Source organism: Lachnoclostridium edouardi (assembly GCF_900240245.1).
GTDB lineage: Bacteria > Bacillota > Clostridia > Lachnospirales > Lachnospiraceae > Lachnoclostridium_A > Lachnoclostridium_A edouardi.
The window spans coordinates 1129075-1145452 of record NZ_OESQ01000001.1; the positions used below are offsets into that span (position 1 = coordinate 1129075).

Here is a 16378-nt window from a genome sequence, read left to right on the forward strand (position 1 = left end):
AACAAGTTCCCGGCAGACGGCTGATCCTGAATATTCAGGTCGCCCTTTGCCGGGAACTTTTTTTCTTCCTATGCCTCTGCTTCCTTTTCAGCCAGCAGCTTATCTACACTTACCAGCTTTGTACACAGAGCCAGCAGCTCTGCAGCCAGAATTAAATCGTTAAGAGGCGGATAAGACGGCGCGATTCTGATATTAGTGTCGTGAGGATCTTTGCCATATGGATAAGTAGCCCCTGCGTTTGTCATTACAACGCCGGCCTTCTTACATCTTGCCACAATTTTCTTTGCGCATCCGTCCAGAGAATCAAAGGAAATAAAATATCCTCCCTTTGGCTTTGTCCAGGAGGCGATTCCCAATCCTCCCAGCTCTTTCTCCAGAATATCTTCCACTGCCTCAAACTTTGGTCTTAAAATATCTGCGTGCTTTCTCATGTGCTCAACCATTCCATGAATATTGCCAAAGTAACGCACATGGCGCAGCTGGTTTACCTTATCATGTCCAATAGTCTGAACTCTTAACTGCTTTCTGATATCCTCCAGATTGTTTGGAGAAGCAGCTAAAGAAGCAATTCCTGAGCCTGGGAAGCTGATTTTAGATGTAGATGCAAACTTATAAACTAAATCAGGATTTCCCGCTCTTTTACATTCTGCCAAAATCTCTACCAGGTGATCCTGGTCATGGTCATATAAGTGGTGTACTGTATAAGCGTTGTCCCAGTAGATTCTAAAATCACTGGCTGCAGGCTTCAGCCTTGCAAAACGTCTTACTGTCTCATCAGAATATGAGATTCCCTGAGGATTGGAATATTTGGGAACGCACCAGATACCTTTAATCAATTCATCCTTTGACACCAGCTCCTCCACCATATCCATGTCAGGGCCTGTTGGAGTCATAGGCACGTTGATCATCTCAATGCCAAAGTATTCCATAATTGTAAAGTGTCTGTCATATCCAGGCACAGGGCAAAGAAACTTTACCTTGTCCAGCTTGCTCCAGGGAGTATTGCCCATAATTCCATTGGTAATAGAGCGGGCCACTGTATCGTACATAACATTCAGGCTGGAGTTTCCATAAATAATAACATTATCAGGATTTACCTCCATCATGTCTGCAATTAATTCCTTTGCTTCTTTGATTCCGTCTAAAACGCCGTAGTTTCTGCAGTCTGTTCCGTCGTCACAAGTTAAGTCGTCGCTGCTGCTGAGAACATCCATCATGCCCATGGACAAATCCAACTGATCTAAGCTTGGCTTTCCTCTGGACATGTCCAGTTTCAGGTCCTTACCCTGCATCTCTCTGTACTGGGCAGCCAGCTGTTTTCTAAGTTCTTTTAATTCTTCTTTTGTCATTTCTGCATATGGTTTCATCTTTCATTCTCCTCGTCTGCACACCCACATTTTGATACCAAATACATTTCCCGTAATTATCGTTACCATTATGTATCAAAATTCCCATTTTAGCAAGGTTTTTGTTAAAAAATTTTTCATTGACTTTTTTAATAGGTAAAGATACCATAATAATATAAGCTGCAGGACAAAGGTTCTGGCGCTTTCATTCTCACTTGGAAAAGGAACGAAAACATGGCAGATTACCTATTGGTAGACGGATATAATATTATTTTTGCGTGGCCTGATTTAAAGGCCCTGGCTGATACGAACCTGGACGCCGCCAGAATGAAGCTGCAGGATATTCTCTGTAATTATCAGGGCTTTAAAAAGTGCAATTTGATTCTGGTTTTCGACGGCTACAAGGTAAAAGGGAATCCCGGGGAGGTAATCAAATATCACAACATCCATGTTATTTTTACTAAAGAAGCGGAAACTGCCGATCAATATATAGAAAAGGTAACTCAGGAAATCGGACGCACCCACCATGTAAAGGTGGCTACCTCAGACAAGCTGGAGCAGGTAATTATTTTAGGAAAAGGTGCCGTCAGACTGTCGGCCAGAGATTTGGAAAAGGAAATAAAAGAAACCAACGACGAAATACATAAGCAGCATTTAGAGCGCATTCCATCTAAAAAAAACAGGCTGTTTGACAATGTTGACCCGGCTTTATTTGAATACCTGGAAAAAATCAGGCTGAACAAACAATAAATATAAGGAGATTTTTATGATCCAGACAATAGAAAACAGAAGAAGCATCCGGAGGTATCAAAGCAGGCCGGTTTCCAAAGCTCTGATAGAGCAGGTTTTAAAGGCCGGAATCATGGCTCCTTCCTCCAAAAACCGGCAGCCATGGAGATTTACAGTTGTTTCCGGAAACAGCAAAATAAAGATGCTGGCCGCCATGGAACAGGGATTGGAGAGGGAGAAAAACGGAAAGCCTTTGCTGCCTGAAAGCCAAAAACATTTATCCGGCGCCGCTTACACTTTAGAAATTATGAGACAGGCTCCTGTTACTATTCTGGTTACAAACTCCCTGGGACTTAATATTTCTCAGCCGGCAACGGCGGAGGAACGGATATATGAAATTTGCAACGCCCAGTCTGTAGGCGCCGCTCTGGAAAATATGACCTTAGCCGCCACAGAATTAGGGCTGGGCAGCCTGTGGATCTGCGATATCTTTTTTGCTTATGAAGAGCTGAACCAGTGGATTAACGGCCAGGGTACGTTAATCGCCGCTATGACTTTAGGGTATCAGGATGAAAGTCCTTCTATGAGGCCCCGCAAGGCCCTGGATGAAATTACACAGTGGAGAAGCTAATGAAAGATTTAAAAACAAAATAATAAAAGATGGGAGATTTTATTATGAAAAGAAAGAAAAGACATTTTACAGCTATGTTTTTATGTACAGCTGCACTTTTATGCTCTGCAGGCAGCTTCTCTGCCTTTGCTTCTGATGCAGGCAGTATGTCAGATGAGACCGTCTCTTTAAGCACTTCCCTGGCAGCCTACGGCACAATTACAAAAACAGATAACAATACTTTATCTTTTAATAATCAAAGTACTGTATCCAGCCCCGGGCAGATTATTCTTCATATTTCAGAAAACACCAGAATCCTGGACGCTGTAAACGGCTATCCGGTGTCCTTTGATTCTATTACTGACGGCGAGGCGGCTTATGTTTATTTAAGTCCCGCTATGGCTCTCAGCCTGCCGCCTCAAAACAGTCCTGATTTAATTTTGTGCAGCATTCCCGCTGATTTTAAGGTGCCTGATTATATTACAGTGGCTTCCATGACAAAAACAGAATCAGGATATTGCCTGACTGCTTCAGAAGGACTTACCTTTACAGTGCCTTCTGATTGCGCCATTCTTCCATACCTTACCAGAAATCTAATCACCTTAGATACCCTTTATACAGGAGCAAAGTGTCTGGTTTGGTCAGATTCCTCCAGCCAGGCTTCTAAAATTGTTATGTTTCCCCCTTACGCCTCAGAAATAGACTACTCACAGGGGCCCGGAGCTTTCATTTTACCTTTGGAGTAATAGTATAAATACAAAACTGCAAGAATCTTATTTCAAAATGATTTTCTTGTAGTTTTTCTTTCCTCTTCTTAACACGATTCCCTGAGAACCGATCTGATCTTTTGTAAATACAGCTTTAATGTCTTTTACAGGCTCTCCGTCTACAGATACGCCTCCCTGCTCCACATTTCTTCTGGCCTCAGATCTGGACGGAGCCAGGCCTGATTTCTGGAGCATGGCTAAAATGTCCATCTGTCCGTCCTGGAAATCTTCTTCTGTCAGCTCTACTGTAGGCATATTTTCCAGATTTCCGCCGCCGCCAAATAATGCTTTGGAGGCTTCTCTGGCCTTATTCGCCTCTTCCTCCCCGTGTACCAGGTTAGTCAATTCATATGCCAGAATATCCTTTGCTGTATTTAACTGGCTGCCTTCCCATTTGTCCATTTTATTAATCTGCTCTAAGGGCAGGAAAGTAAGCATACGCAGGCATTTTAACACATCTGCATCTCCCACGTTTCTCCAGTACTGATAAAATTCAAAAGGAGTTGTTTTATTGGGATCCAGCCATACTGCTCCTGACTGAGTTTTTCCCATTTTCTTTCCTTCTGAGTTCAGCAGCAGGGTAATTGTCATGGCGTGAGCGTCCTTGCCCAGCTTTCTTCTAATCAGCTCTGTGCCGCCTAACATATTGCTCCACTGATCGTCGCCGCCGAACTGCATGTTGCAGCCGTATCTCTGGAACAGCTCATAAAAGTCGTAGCTTTGCATAATCATGTAGTTAAACTCTAAGAAGCTTAACCCTTTTTCCATTCTCTGCTTATAGCATTCTGCTCTCAGCATGTTGTTTACGCTGAAGCAGGCCCCTACTTCTCTTAAAAGCTCTACATAATTCAGCTTTAACAGCCAGTCCGCATTATTTACCATTAACGCCTTGCCTTCAGAAAAATCAATAAAACGGCTCATCTGCTCTTTAAAGCAGTCGCAGTTGTGCTGAATCATTTCCTCTGTCATCATCTGGCGCATGTCAGATCTTCCGGAAGGATCTCCAACCATGCCTGTGCCGCCGCCGATTAAAGCAATAGGGCGGTTGCCTGCCATCTGCAGTCTTTTCATTAAACATAAAGCCATAAAATGGCCTACGTGAAGGCTGTCTGCTGTAGGGTCAAAGCCAATATAGAATGTGGCTTTTCCATTATTAATCATGTTTTTAATTTCTTCTTCATTTGTCACTTGGGCAATCAGGCCTCTGGCAACTAACTCTTCATATACAGTCATTATTCTGCTCCTTTTCTTTTTCATTTTTTTGCCTTATAGGCTTTTACCATATGATTTTCCATCTCATATGCAAAAAGGCAGCTTCGTCCAAAAGGACGAGGCTGCCGCTCGTGTTACCACCTTTATTTACAGACAGCTCGCGCCGCCTGTCTCTGCAGGTATCTGAATAAATACCCAGGCGCTGTAACGTGCGCCGTAACGTCGCCGCCTACCGGATACTGAAACTGTAACGGAAAAGTCTCTTTGGGGGCGAAGCTCCAGGATGTATTCGTACACGGCTTTCCACGCGCCTCTCATCAGCCGGCTGCTTTCTGTGTGCTGCTGCCTGTATACTACTTGTTCCCTTCTCTGCTTTTTCTTCATAGAATTATCCCCATTATATGTGGTTCCCGAAAATTTGTCAATCACCTTTTTTTGGCGTTTGCTTCCAAGTAAGAAGCATAACTGTTCCCATAATCATCACAAAGCCTATAAGATCAAAAACTGTAAAAGCTGTGCCCAGCCAAAATACTGAGATGATTACTGCAGATACCGGCTCTATGCTGGCCAGCATACTTCCCTTTAAGGGACCGATTATGCTGACTCCCTGAAGGTATAAGCCAAATCCCACTGCCGTTCCCACTACAATCACCCCGGCTAAGGTAAGCACAGTTCCCACATCCCAAATTACATACTGATTCCAGGGCTTTACAGCCGCGCAGAAAACAGCTCCGGAAAATATCATTCCAAAGCCTACTACCTGAAACATTCCATATCTCTGAATCAAATCTCCTGGAAGCATATTGTATAACATTCCGCCTACTGCCGCCGCCAGGCCGAAAAATAAAGCTGCAGGCGTCATGTGAAGAGTGGTAAAGTCTCCGTGGGTGCCCAGTATGACTGTGCCCAGAACAGAAAGTATAATAGCCGTCAGTTCAATTCCAATAGGCAGTCTTTTTTCCTTTAGGCATATTACGATTAAAATTAAAACCGGAAACATATATTGAAGCACAGTGGCGGTTCCTGCATTGGAGTGCTGAATCGCCGCAAAATAAGTATATTGAGACACCCAGATTCCGGCAAAGGAAAAAAGAAGCAGCTGTCTGATATCCTTTTTATTTTTAAATAAACTAATATTCTCTTTTCCGTTTTTCCAAAATCCTGCAGCCGCCAAAATCAGCCCTGCCGTAAGCAGACGTATAGCTACCAGCCATTCGGCCGTAGCTCCCTTTTGTTCAAATAAAAACTGGCCGCAACAGCCGGACAGGCCCCAGCAGGCGCCTCCGGCTAATGTCATCAAATACCCTTTTGCTTTGGGCTCTTTCATTTTTCAATCCTCCAGCAGTGATTCAAAGGACCGCTTCCCTTTCCTAAATTCAAATCTGTGCTGAGAGCCCCCGACAAATATTCTTTCGCTCTTCTCACACTTTCCTCCATAGAATACCCTTCTGCCAGACCACATGCAATGGCTGATGATAAGGTGCAGCCTGTGCCATGGGTATTAGGATTTTCAATTCTTTTTCCATTAAACCAGGTCAGCTCCCCGTGATTGTACAGCACGTCATTGGCGTCATTTACTGCATGTCCGCCCTTTACTAACACCGCCCCATGATATTTGCAGGAAATCTTTTCTGCAGCTTCCTCCATCTGTTTCGGGGAAGTGATTTTCATGCCTCCAAGAATTTCCGCTTCCGGAATATTAGGCGTCATAACTGCGGCTAACGGCAGAAGCTCCTTTGCCAAAGTGTCAGCTGCGTCCTCTGCCAGAAGACGACTTCCGCTGGTGGCTACCATTACAGGATCTAAAGTAATATTTTTTGCCCCATATTCTTTCAGCTTTTCTGCAATTACCTTTATGATCTCTTTTTCTGAAACCATACCGATTTTTACTGCATCCGGAAAAATGTCCTGGAATACACAGTCCAGCTGCTTTGCCACAAATTCCGGGGAGCTGTTCTGAATTCCGTAAACTCCAGTTGTATTTTGAGCAGTTAAAGCTGTAATTACGCTCATCCCGTAAAGTCCTAAAGATGTTATTGTTTTTAAATCTGCCTGAATCCCTGCGCCGCCGCTGCAGTCAGAGCCGGCAATTGTCAGTACTGTTTTCATATCTTTTCCTTTCATTTGTCCGTTCCGGCAACCTTTTTTGCCCTTTCCATCATATCCTTCACTGCCTCAGTAATATTTTCCTGTCCAAAAATAGCGGACACTAAAGCCAGTCCTGCCGCTCCGGTGCCCTCAAACATAGAAACGTTATTTTTATTAATCCCGCCGATTACTACCACCGGAATAGAAACTGCCTGGCAGATCTCCTTTACTGTATCCATAGTAATTGCAATGGCATTTGGCTTTGTGGCAGTAGGAAATACAGTTCCCACTCCTAAATAATCCGCCCCTCTTTTCTCCGCCAGCTTTGCCTGCTCCACAGTTTTCGCTGTAACCCCCAGGATTTTGTCAGGACCGATCAACTCACGCACGTCCCCTGCTTCCATATCACTTTGTCCAACGTGAACTCCGTCTGCCCCGCACAAAAGAGCAACCTCCACATTATCGTTAATTACAAAAGGCACGTGATACCTGCCTGCAATTTCTTTCATCACCTTTGCTTTTTCCAGAAACTTTTCTGTGTCTAAATCCTTTTCTCTTAACTGCAGAAAAGTAACTCCGGCCTTTAAAGCTTCCTCCGTCTGCTGCTCCAAAGTCTGTTTTCCTTCCCACATTCTGTCTGTCACTGCGTAAAGCAGCAGCTGTTCTCTATCTAATTTCAATTTTTCCACCTCTCCTTAACTGATCGCCTGTCAGCAGGCTGACTGCGTCAATTAAATATCCTGTGTAGCTTCCTGTTCCGCCGCCGTCTTTTTCTGTTCTTTTAAATGCAATTTCACCGCACAGCCCTTCTGCAGCTGCCGCTAAGGCGGCGGCATTTCCGTAGTCCTCCGGATCTGACACTGCTAAAAATGCAGCCGCCAAACCGTCCAGCATACAGCCGGCCCCTGTAATCCTTTTCATCATAGAGTGACCGTTTCTCACAAGTATTACTTTATCATTATTTACAGATATGTCAATGTTTCCCGTCATAAGAACAGCAGTGTGAAAGGCTTTTGCAGCTTCCAGGCAAAGCCTGATGCCAGCTTCCAGATTTTCCTCCCTTACCAGGTCCTTGTGACTGACATCCACTCCCAGTCCTCCCTTATTTCCCTCTATTAATGCTTTAATCTCAGATGCGTTTCCCCTTATAAGAGCACATTTTACGTGCTCCAGAACTTTTCTGCAGGCATAAGCTCTGTAGGAGGAGGACGCGGCGCCTACCGGGTCGAAGATCACCGGTTTTTTCTGGGCATTGGCCGTTTTTCCCGCTGTAATCATAGAGGACACTGTGCTTTCCTTTAATGTGCCCATATTAAGCACCAATGCCTGACTTGCCAAAGCAACCTCCCTGACCTCAAAAATTCCATCCGCCATAACTGGAGAAGCGCCGGCAGCTAAAATCATATTAGCCACGCTACCGGCAGTGACGTAATTGGTAATGCAATGGATTAAGGGTTTTTCTTTTCTCACCTTTTCCACAATACTGTATTTCATTTTTTCACTCTCCCTCTGCCAGCAGCCTGTTTAAATAAGAAAAAGCGCCTGTGGAAATCAGGCAGCCAACTAATACAGCGGCCATGGCTGTGCCGCACACAGTACTGATGAGAAACGGAGCTACATAAAACAGTACTGCCACCTGTTTTCCCATAAGAAAAGCAACCACCGGATAGCACAAAATACCTCCTATGATTCCTGTACCTATCATTTCTCCTCCATAAGTCAGAAAAAGCTTTCCTGTTTTTTTGTATATCAGGCCGCAAAGCAAAGCCCCGGCCATACTTCCGGGAAAGGCCAGAAAACTGCCTGTGCCTGTCAGATTTCTGATTAAAGAGGTGGCAAAAGCCATGCCTACGCTGCTTCCAGGCCCTAAAAATACTGCCGCCAGCACATTCATCATATGCTGGATGGGAAAGCAGTGGGAGGCGCCTATTGGTATGGAGAATCCTGATAAAGCTACTGCTATAGCGGTCATCATCCCCGCCACAGCTACCTTTCTTATATTGGTTTTCATATAAGCTCTCTCCTATCTTTCCTTCAATGCAGTAAACTCCAGACAGCAAACATCAGCGCCTGCATTTTTATGCCTGCGCTGATATTTCCTTGTCTTAGATCTGCACTTCTTCTAAGAATCTTTTTATTCATCGTAAATGTTTACAATTTCTCCGTCCAAAATACGGTTCATATTCTTTACTGCGCAGAAATTGCCGCACATAGAACATGTATCCTCTTTCTCCGGCTTTGCCATAGCTCTGTACCTTCTGGCTTTTTCCGGGTCAATTGACAAGTTGAACATTTCTTCCCAGTCTAATTTCTTTCTGGCCTGGCTCATTTTCTTGTCCCACTCTTTAGCCCCTTTAATTCCCTTGGCAATGTCAGCTGCGTGGGCTGCAATTTTAGAAGCAATAATGCCCTCTTTTACGTCGTTTACATCCGGCAGCTTTAAATGCTCGGCCGGTGTTACATAGCACAAAAATGAAGCTCCTGATGCAGCTGCAATGGCTCCTCCTATAGCAGCTGTAATATGGTCATATCCTGGGGCTATATCTGTTACTAAAGGCCCTAACACATAGAAAGGCGCGCCCTTGCATATGGTCTGCTGAATTTTCATGTTAGCTGCAATCTGATCTAAAGGCATATGGCCAGGTCCCTCAATCATTACCTGCACATTTTTCTCCCATGCTCTTCTTGTCAGCTCACCTAAGGTAATCAGCTCCTCAATCTGGGATATATCTGTTGCGTCCTCTAAGCATCCTGGACGACAGGCGTCTCCCAGGCTTAATGTAACGTCATACTGCTGGCAGATTTCCAGAATTCTGTCATAGTGCTGGTAAAACGGGTTTTCCTCCCCTGTCATTTCCATCCATGCAAATATAATAGATCCGCCTCTGGACACAATATTAGTTAATCTCTTAGCTGCTTTAAAGCGGGCTGCTGTATTTTTGTTGATTCCCACGTGGATTGTCATAAAATCCACTCCGTCCTCAGCGTGCATCTCCACAATTTTAATCCATTCCTCAGATGTAATCTCCTTTAATGGCTTGTGGTAATATACTACTGCGTCATAAATAGGCACAGTTCCAATAATAGCAGGACACTCTGCCGTCAGCTTTCTTCTAAACTTCTGAGTATCTCCAAAAGAGCTTAAATCCATAATAGATTCTGCTCCCATGGCCACTGCGTCGTTCACCTTCTGAAGCTCCATATCCAGATCCTTGCAGTCCCTAGAGGTTCCCAGATTTACATTAATCTTGGTTTTCAGCATAGAACCGATTCCGTTTGGCTCTATACATTTATGTACCTTGTTGGCCGGAATGGCAATTTTCCCTTCCGCCACCAGCTGCATAAGCTCCTGGGGATCAAATTGCTCCTTCTTTGCTACTACTTCCATTTCTTTTGTCAGAATACCTTTTCTGGCAGCATCCATTTGTGTCGTATACTTCATTTTTCCTCCTCTTCCCGTGAGAAGACAATAAGACTTTAAAACAAAAAAACCTGTACCAACGGTACAGGCTTGCTAATTGCTGAAGTCTATATGTCCCTACGTTGGCATTACCCAAATCAGGTTATAAAGGTCGAAGTTTGATTACTTCCTCTCAGCCCGCCAAACGAGCTCCCTGTTTTCTGTTTTAGTTTATCACTGCTGTCATAGATTGTCAAGTGCAGTCGACCACTTTTTATCAAAACCTGAGAAGCTGACTGCAAAAGCCTGGGATCTGATACATGACCAGCAGGTCTGTAATATTTTCCTTTTCTATAAAATCATTTAGCCTCATATTAAAATATCTTAAATCCACCAGGTAGGTAGTTCCGAAATGATTTGCTACAAAAGGAGCTATAGAGTGGGCGAAGGAATCCCTTACTATTAAAAGCTTTTTTTCCTTCTGCTCTAAGGGAGCAGTGGAATTTTGAATTTCTACCAGCCCGTGATTTCCGTCCAGAAAATAGGAATATTTATCTTTTCCCTCCAGGGCCTTTTCTGTATACAAGCCAGGCCTCCCTTCTTTATTCAGATCATAATACACGGTGTAGCTCTGGTCTTGTTTAGGCAGAAATACTTCTATGGCGTCCGGCCTGCATTTTACATTTACTTTAGAATACAAAGTACCTAAAAAATCTTCTGTCACTGTTATTCTGTTAAATTTATCCAGCCCCCAGGGCTTCAGGCCTGCAGCTATCGCCCATGACTGATATCCGTACCAAGCTCCCAGGGTAGTCCAGTGGTGGTCTGTGCGGTAATATAAATTCCGGCCCCTTTCTGCTTTTGCAGCCTCCCTCATCTCCTCCTCCACATCTACTGTTAAATCCTCTCCCACAGCCTGTTTTATTTGATCTGAAATTTTTTTCTGATTAAAGGGAGCTGCCATAAAAGGAAGCTGATCCGTTATAATCTGGGAGGCGGACGGTATCATCATAACCTTAACTTTGTCCCTTCCCAATTTGTTGCCGGCTGCCTGAATAAACTCCTGAAGCCTTGCAATATTCGTTTCCAGAATATCTCCTTCCAGGTCCTCTGCATCAAACTTTTCTAAAAGATATCCGTCCTTCCCAAAATATACTCCGTTTACGTCCTTTTTTCCCAAAAGCCGTTCCGTCTCCACCTTTATGCCTATAAATCCGTTTCGCCCGGGAAACTGATCTCCCAAATAGGCCTCATAATCTTTTCCGTACTGACCTGAAACTAATGCTTTTACAGTAAACTCAGGCTGCTGCTCTAAATACCTGTTTTCAGAATCTGAAAATATTTTATCTGGCATAAAAAATGACGCCCCCCAGAAACCTCCCAGAAAAAGCAGGAATAGAAGAGATAAAAAACGATCTTTATTGTAATCCTTGTGCTCCATTTTTATCTTTTACCCTCCTAAAACCTAAAATATAAAAATGGGTTATAACCGGCATCCACTAAATAGGCTGTAATCACCATCATTAAAGTAGACAGGGATATTATTTCCACTAAGGAAACCACTACTGTCTCCGGCCGTTTTTTCACCAGATTTTTTACAAAAGGAGTAGCTCCCACAGCTGCGGCTGCCATTAAAGGTAAGTTTACAACAGCCATATACAAGGTGCGGTCATTTAAAAACGGTGTGCCGGAAAGCCCCCACATATGGGAGTAATAAGTAATAGCTGCAGACAGATCTTCGCAGGCAAACAGCACCCATCCTAAAAATACAATGCCCATAGCGTATACTACCTGAAAAAGCCCCGGCAGTTTTTCCAGATACCTGCTTAACAAAAACTTTTCCGCCAACAAAAACAAGCCGAAATAGACGCCCCACAACAGAAAGTTCCACCCGGCTCCATGCCATATTCCAGTGAGAACCCACACTGTCATTATATTGAAAATCTGGCGTTTTTTTCCCTTTCTGTTGCCTCCCAAAGGGATATATACATATTCTTTAAACCAGGTGCCTAAAGTAATATGCCATTTCCGCCAAAAATCCGTAATACTTTTAGCTGTGTAAGGATACTGAAAATTATCCGGAAAATGGAAACCAAACATATACCCTAAGCCTTTTGCCATGTCTGAATAGCCGGAGAAGTCATAATAAATCTGAAATCCAAAGGCCAAAATTCCAAGCCACATCATTAATACTGTTTTTTCTGCCTCAGGCACTGTCTGAATTTCATCCCACAAACTGCCAATATTATTTGCAATCAGCACCTTTTTTCCCAATCCTAAAATAAATATGCGGACCCCTGCCGCAAACAGCGGCCAGCTTTCCTTTCTCTCATTTAGTTCATGGGCAATCGTACTGTAGCGCACAATAGGGCCTGCAATCAGCTGGGGAAACATGGAAACATATGCTCCAAAGGCAATTATATCCTTCTGCACAGCAGCCTTTTTCCTGTATACATCAATCGTATAGGACATGGTCTGAAAGGTGTAGAAGGATATTCCAACAGGCAGGGCCGTTAATCCTGAATATTTAAAAAATGCCAGCAGACTCAGATTGATACAGGCTGAGGAGACCACCAGACCTTTGGCGGCCTTATTATTCCCCTTTTCCTGAAAAGCTGCAATGGCCTTTCCGTGAAAAAAGTCTACAAGGGTAGAAAACAGCAAAAGGGAAATATATAAAGGTTCTCCCCAGCCGTAAAAAATCAGGCTGCCGGCAAATAAAACTCCGTTTTTCCCCGCCCTAGGCACCGCAAAATAGCACAGCAGCATAATGGGCAGAAACCGAAATAAAAATAACAGACTACTGAATACCATAACACTGATTAATAGCGTCTACGCCGATTTGAGTCTGATTTTTAGCTGCCGCCAGCATCTCTTCTTCTGTTTCCGCCTGGCCCAGCTCATCACTCATGCCCAGCATTACAAAATACACATCATCTTCAAATCTAAGTACCTGGGAGGCCTGAGCAATAGGCATATTCTGAGGATACATCACTCCGTTCTCCAGCAGATTATCACGATAGTGGTTTAACAGCTTCTCCACTTCCTCCCCCTTGCCTTCTTTTGCCTTCACTGCAATAAATGTATCTATATGGGCACTGATCATAGGGCCTTCTGCAATGGCCTCCTCATATAAGTCCACCGGTATGCCGTACAATTCCTTTAACGTCTGCTCGTCTATTTCCATGCTGGGCAAATAAGCCTCCCCATATGCCTTTTTCACAGCCTCATAAACTGCCTGCAGGCTTTCTGCCGCATTACTTTCCTCTTCAGTTTCTTTATCTTCCTGTGAGCTTTCCTCTGAAACAGAGCTTTCTGCCGACTCTGCCGTAGATTCTGCAGCAGGTCCCTCTGTCTTGCCTTTGCAGGCAGATAAGCTCATTACTGCAGCAGCTATACAAATCCCATACATTAATTTTTTCATAGTCGTCCTCCTAAAGCTGTATTTTTTCTAAAACAGGTCTTTAAAATTTTTTTCTTTCTATTGACTTGCCTGTTTAATACTTTTATATTATAAAGGATCGTATTATACTGGTCAAATTAATAATTGTTTACATTTTCCAGAAGAATAGATTATTCCTTTCAAGACGGAAATAATTTTCTTACAATATACAATAGGGAGGTACATAACAGAATGGGATTCCAGTTTATTCAGAAACTGCCTACTCCGGCAGAGATTAAGGAACAATTTCCTCTTCCTGCTTCATACGCAGCTGCCAAGGCAAAAAAAGATGAAGAAATCCGTAAGATTATTACAGGAGAAAGTGATAAATTTCTTGTAATTATCGGCCCCTGTTCTGCAGACCATGAGGATGCAGTGCTGGATTACACAACGCGCCTGGCAAAGGTTCAGGAACAGGTGGCGGACAAATTAGTTTTAGTCCCCAGAGTTTATACAAATAAGCCCAGAACTACAGGCTTAGGATATAAGGGAATGCTTCACCAGCCGGATCCTGACAAAAAACCTAGTGTGGCAGAGGGACTTCACGCTATCCGCCATCTTCATATGCGGGTTTTAGGAGAAACCGGTTTCAGCACAGCCGACGAAATGTTGTACCCTGAAAATGTCAGCTATTTAAACGACATTATGTCCTATATTGCCGTTGGCGCCCGTTCTGTAGAAAATCAGCAGCATCGTCTGGTGTGCAGCGGCTGCGACGTACCTGTAGGTATGAAAAATCCTACCAGCGGCGATTTAACTGTTATGCTGAATTCTGTAGTGGCCTCCCAAACAGGACATGAATTTATTATGAGGGAATGGGAAGTAAAAACTCAGGGAAACCCGTTAACCCATACGATTTTAAGAGGCGCTGTAAATAAACATGGGCAGTGTATTCCAAACTACCACTTTGAAGATTTAATCCTTCTTCACAATCTGTATGAGGAAAGAAATCTGTTAAACCCGGCTTGTATTGTAGACGCCAACCACTCTAATTCTAACAAACAGTACATGGAGCAGATCCGTATTGTAAAAGAGGTTCTTCACAGCCGCCGCCACTCTTCTGAAATTAAAAGTCTGGTGAAGGGCGTTATGATTGAAAGCTATCTGGAACCAGGAGCTCAGAAAGTAGAGGAGCACTGCTATGGCAAGTCTATTACAGACCCATGCTTAGGCTGGGACGCTTCCCAGCAGCTGCTTTATGATATTGCCGAAGGGCTGGAATAAATTAAATTGTCCATGCCTGCTGCAAATTACAAATCATCTGTGTACAGAGCAATATTGCATATTTACCCTTTCAACATATCTTCATAAACAACAAGGGCTACATTCCCCATCTCTATTGCTCTGTCTATACAGCCTTTTGTAAAACCGGTTTTCGCAAAAAGATAAAACTGTGTCTTCTTGTAGTTAAATAGATTACTCCGCTCTACAAGAGTTTCAAGCACACTTAGATCAACTTTTTCATTTGTCCACTTGCACTCGCCAAATAAAGCAGAGTTTTTATCCGTTCCTATTATGTCAATTTCTTCTTGAGCTTTCGTTTTAGGGTTTGTTCCCCACCAACGGCCAATATCGCTGAAATTTACAGCGCACCTGCCTTCCAGAAGGAGTTTCCACAAATATTGCTTACAGATTTCTTCAAATACGCCACCCATATAGGACGGCAATTCAGGAGAGATCCGTTTATATGCAAGTTCTGCCGCCCCACGGGAGATAATGGAAGCGTTCTCCGGCACAAAGCGATACCAAAAGCGAAACATATTATCCTCAATAGAGTAAATTGTCTTACGACTTGTTTTCTCGCCGTATGGTGATTCTTTTTTTATAATACCCAGTGTAATCAGGTTCTTAATATAGGTAGCACACACGCTTGTATCTTCATCAATCTTATTTGAGATTTCGTTCATTTTAGATGCACCAGTAGCAATGGCAGTAATCACTGCATTGTAAATCGCCGGCTCGCGCACTTCCTGTTTTAATAAGTTGTTTGGCTCCTCAAAGATAGATGAGGAAGGATTCAGGTAAGTGTTTTTAATGTTCTCTTCAATAGAAAGATTATCATCCAGCAGCATTAAATATTGGGGAGTTCCTCCAACAATGCCGTAAGCCAAAGCTTTATCAATGTTTGACAATTTTGTAAAATAGCTGCAGGCTTCAAAAAAGTCAAAAGGCTTAATTTTAAACTGGGCTGTTCTTCTGCCATAAAGAGGGGCTTTATACGCCAAAACCTGGTCCTCCATATAAGACATAGAAGAACCACAAAGAATTAAAAATAGCTTTGAACTGTCCTTATTCTTATCAATCAGAAGCTGAAGCGTAGAGGCTAGGCTTTTGGAGGCACGAGCAACATAAGGATATTCGTCAATAACAAGCACGATTCTCTTGTTTTGTGAAAGGTTAAAAACATGTTCCAAAGCAGCCTGAAAGTTTGGGAAAAATGTGTTTACGGCAATTCCCGTGTTATACTCCATAACACATCTTGAAAAGTTATCAAGGTTTTGCTTGGCGTTAGTTTCAACGCCTGTAAAGAAAATAGTATCTTTATCCTTTGTGAATTCGCTGATAAGCGCAGTTTTACCTACACGGCGTCTCCCATAAATAACGGCAAATTCAAACCTATTAGAATTATAAAGTTTATTTAATGTATTCAGCTCATTTTCTCTGCCTATGAACATCCATATACCTCCATAGCAACACTCGTGGTTTACGATTTACTTAATTATAATCCACCTTTTTCAAATAATCAATAGATAAAACAACAGGACGGCATAGCCTTTTGACTAT

General features: G+C 43.2%; 16 protein-coding genes, 1 riboswitch and 1 other annotated feature. Of the genes, 4 read left to right on the forward strand and 12 right to left on the reverse strand.

What is annotated here, in order from left to right; all coding sequences use genetic code 11:
* Nucleotides 1–68: 68 nt before the first annotated feature.
* Nucleotides 69–1367, reverse strand: coding sequence for an aminotransferase class I/II-fold pyridoxal phosphate-dependent enzyme (locus C1A07_RS05260; protein ID WP_101876179.1), 1299 nt, complete (start codon nt 1365–1367; stop codon nt 69–71).
* A 213-nt stretch (nt 1368–1580) separates the two neighbouring features.
* On the opposite strand from C1A07_RS05260, the gene C1A07_RS05265 reads away from it, so the two are divergent.
* The 3 genes from C1A07_RS05265 to C1A07_RS05275 are packed head-to-tail and all read left to right on the forward strand — an operon-like array spanning nt 1581 to nt 3431.
* On the forward strand, nt 1581–2096 hold the full coding sequence (locus C1A07_RS05265; protein WP_101876180.1) for an NYN domain-containing protein: 516 nt from the start codon (nt 1581–1583) through the stop codon (nt 2094–2096).
* Nucleotides 2097–2112: 16 nt separating this feature from the next.
* The gene (locus C1A07_RS05270; RefSeq protein WP_101876181.1) at nt 2113–2706 is read left to right on the forward strand and encodes a nitroreductase family protein; all 594 of its coding nucleotides are present in this window, start codon (nt 2113–2115) and stop codon (nt 2704–2706) included.
* Between the two features lie 44 nt (nt 2707–2750).
* On the forward strand, nt 2751–3431 hold the full coding sequence (locus tag C1A07_RS05275) for a hypothetical protein (RefSeq protein WP_101876182.1): 681 nt from the start codon (nt 2751–2753) through the stop codon (nt 3429–3431).
* 27 nt (nt 3432–3458) lie between these two features.
* Here the strand turns inward: C1A07_RS05275 and tyrS are convergent, their stop codons facing one another.
* From tyrS to C1A07_RS05330, 10 genes are all read right to left on the reverse strand, one after another.
* Nucleotides 3459–4685 (reverse strand): tyrosine--tRNA ligase, encoded by a 1227-nt coding sequence (gene tyrS / locus C1A07_RS05280; protein WP_101876183.1) that lies wholly within the window; start codon nt 4683–4685, stop codon nt 3459–3461.
* An 88-nt stretch (nt 4686–4773) separates the two neighbouring features.
* Nucleotides 4774–5043, reverse strand: a binding site (T-box leader).
* 42 nt (nt 5044–5085) lie between these two features.
* On the reverse strand, nt 5086–5991 hold the full coding sequence (locus C1A07_RS05290) for a DMT family transporter (RefSeq protein WP_242972257.1): 906 nt from the start codon (nt 5989–5991) through the stop codon (nt 5086–5088).
* A complete protein-coding gene (gene thiD / locus C1A07_RS05295) occupies nt 5988–6773 on the reverse strand; it encodes a bifunctional hydroxymethylpyrimidine kinase/phosphomethylpyrimidine kinase (RefSeq protein WP_101878053.1) in 786 nt (261 codons plus the stop codon). Before thiD ends, C1A07_RS05290 begins: the two co-directional genes overlap by 4 nt.
* Before the next feature lie 11 nt (nt 6774–6784).
* Complete coding sequence (thiE, locus tag C1A07_RS05300; protein ID WP_101876185.1) at nt 6785–7432, reverse strand: thiamine phosphate synthase; 648 nt, start codon at nt 7430–7432, stop codon at nt 6785–6787.
* On the reverse strand, nt 7419–8246 hold the full coding sequence (gene thiM, locus C1A07_RS05305) for a hydroxyethylthiazole kinase (RefSeq protein ID WP_101876186.1): 828 nt from the start codon (nt 8244–8246) through the stop codon (nt 7419–7421). Before thiM ends, thiE begins: the two co-directional genes overlap by 14 nt.
* 4 nt (nt 8247–8250) lie before the next feature.
* The gene (thiW, locus tag C1A07_RS05310; protein WP_101876187.1) at nt 8251–8763 is read right to left on the reverse strand and encodes an energy coupling factor transporter S component ThiW; all 513 of its coding nucleotides are present in this window, start codon (nt 8761–8763) and stop codon (nt 8251–8253) included.
* A 123-nt stretch (nt 8764–8886) separates the two neighbouring features.
* Nucleotides 8887–10194 (reverse strand): phosphomethylpyrimidine synthase ThiC, encoded by a 1308-nt coding sequence (gene thiC, locus C1A07_RS05315; protein WP_101876188.1) that lies wholly within the window; start codon nt 10192–10194, stop codon nt 8887–8889.
* A gap of 76 nt (nt 10195–10270) precedes the next feature.
* A riboswitch (TPP riboswitch) is annotated at nt 10271–10379 on the reverse strand.
* 50 nt (nt 10380–10429) lie between these two features.
* On the reverse strand, nt 10430–11506 hold the full coding sequence (locus C1A07_RS05320) for a DHHW family protein (protein ID WP_242972258.1): 1077 nt from the start codon (nt 11504–11506) through the stop codon (nt 10430–10432).
* A 104-nt stretch (nt 11507–11610) separates the two neighbouring features.
* A complete protein-coding gene (locus C1A07_RS05325) occupies nt 11611–12966 on the reverse strand; it encodes an MBOAT family O-acyltransferase (RefSeq protein WP_101876190.1) in 1356 nt (451 codons plus the stop codon).
* The gene (locus C1A07_RS05330; RefSeq protein WP_101876191.1) at nt 12953–13576 is read right to left on the reverse strand and encodes a DUF4358 domain-containing protein; all 624 of its coding nucleotides are present in this window, start codon (nt 13574–13576) and stop codon (nt 12953–12955) included. Before C1A07_RS05330 ends, C1A07_RS05325 begins: the two co-directional genes overlap by 14 nt.
* Nucleotides 13577–13786: 210 nt before the next feature.
* On the opposite strand from C1A07_RS05330, the gene C1A07_RS05335 reads away from it, so the two are divergent.
* Nucleotides 13787–14818, forward strand: coding sequence for a 3-deoxy-7-phosphoheptulonate synthase (locus C1A07_RS05335; RefSeq protein WP_101876192.1), 1032 nt, complete (start codon nt 13787–13789; stop codon nt 14816–14818).
* Nucleotides 14819–14880: 62 nt separating this feature from the next.
* On the opposite strand, the gene C1A07_RS05340 is transcribed toward C1A07_RS05335, so the two are convergent.
* Complete coding sequence (locus C1A07_RS05340; protein ID WP_101876193.1) at nt 14881–16269, reverse strand: ATP-binding protein; 1389 nt, start codon at nt 16267–16269, stop codon at nt 14881–14883.
* Nucleotides 16270–16378 lie beyond the last annotated feature (109 nt).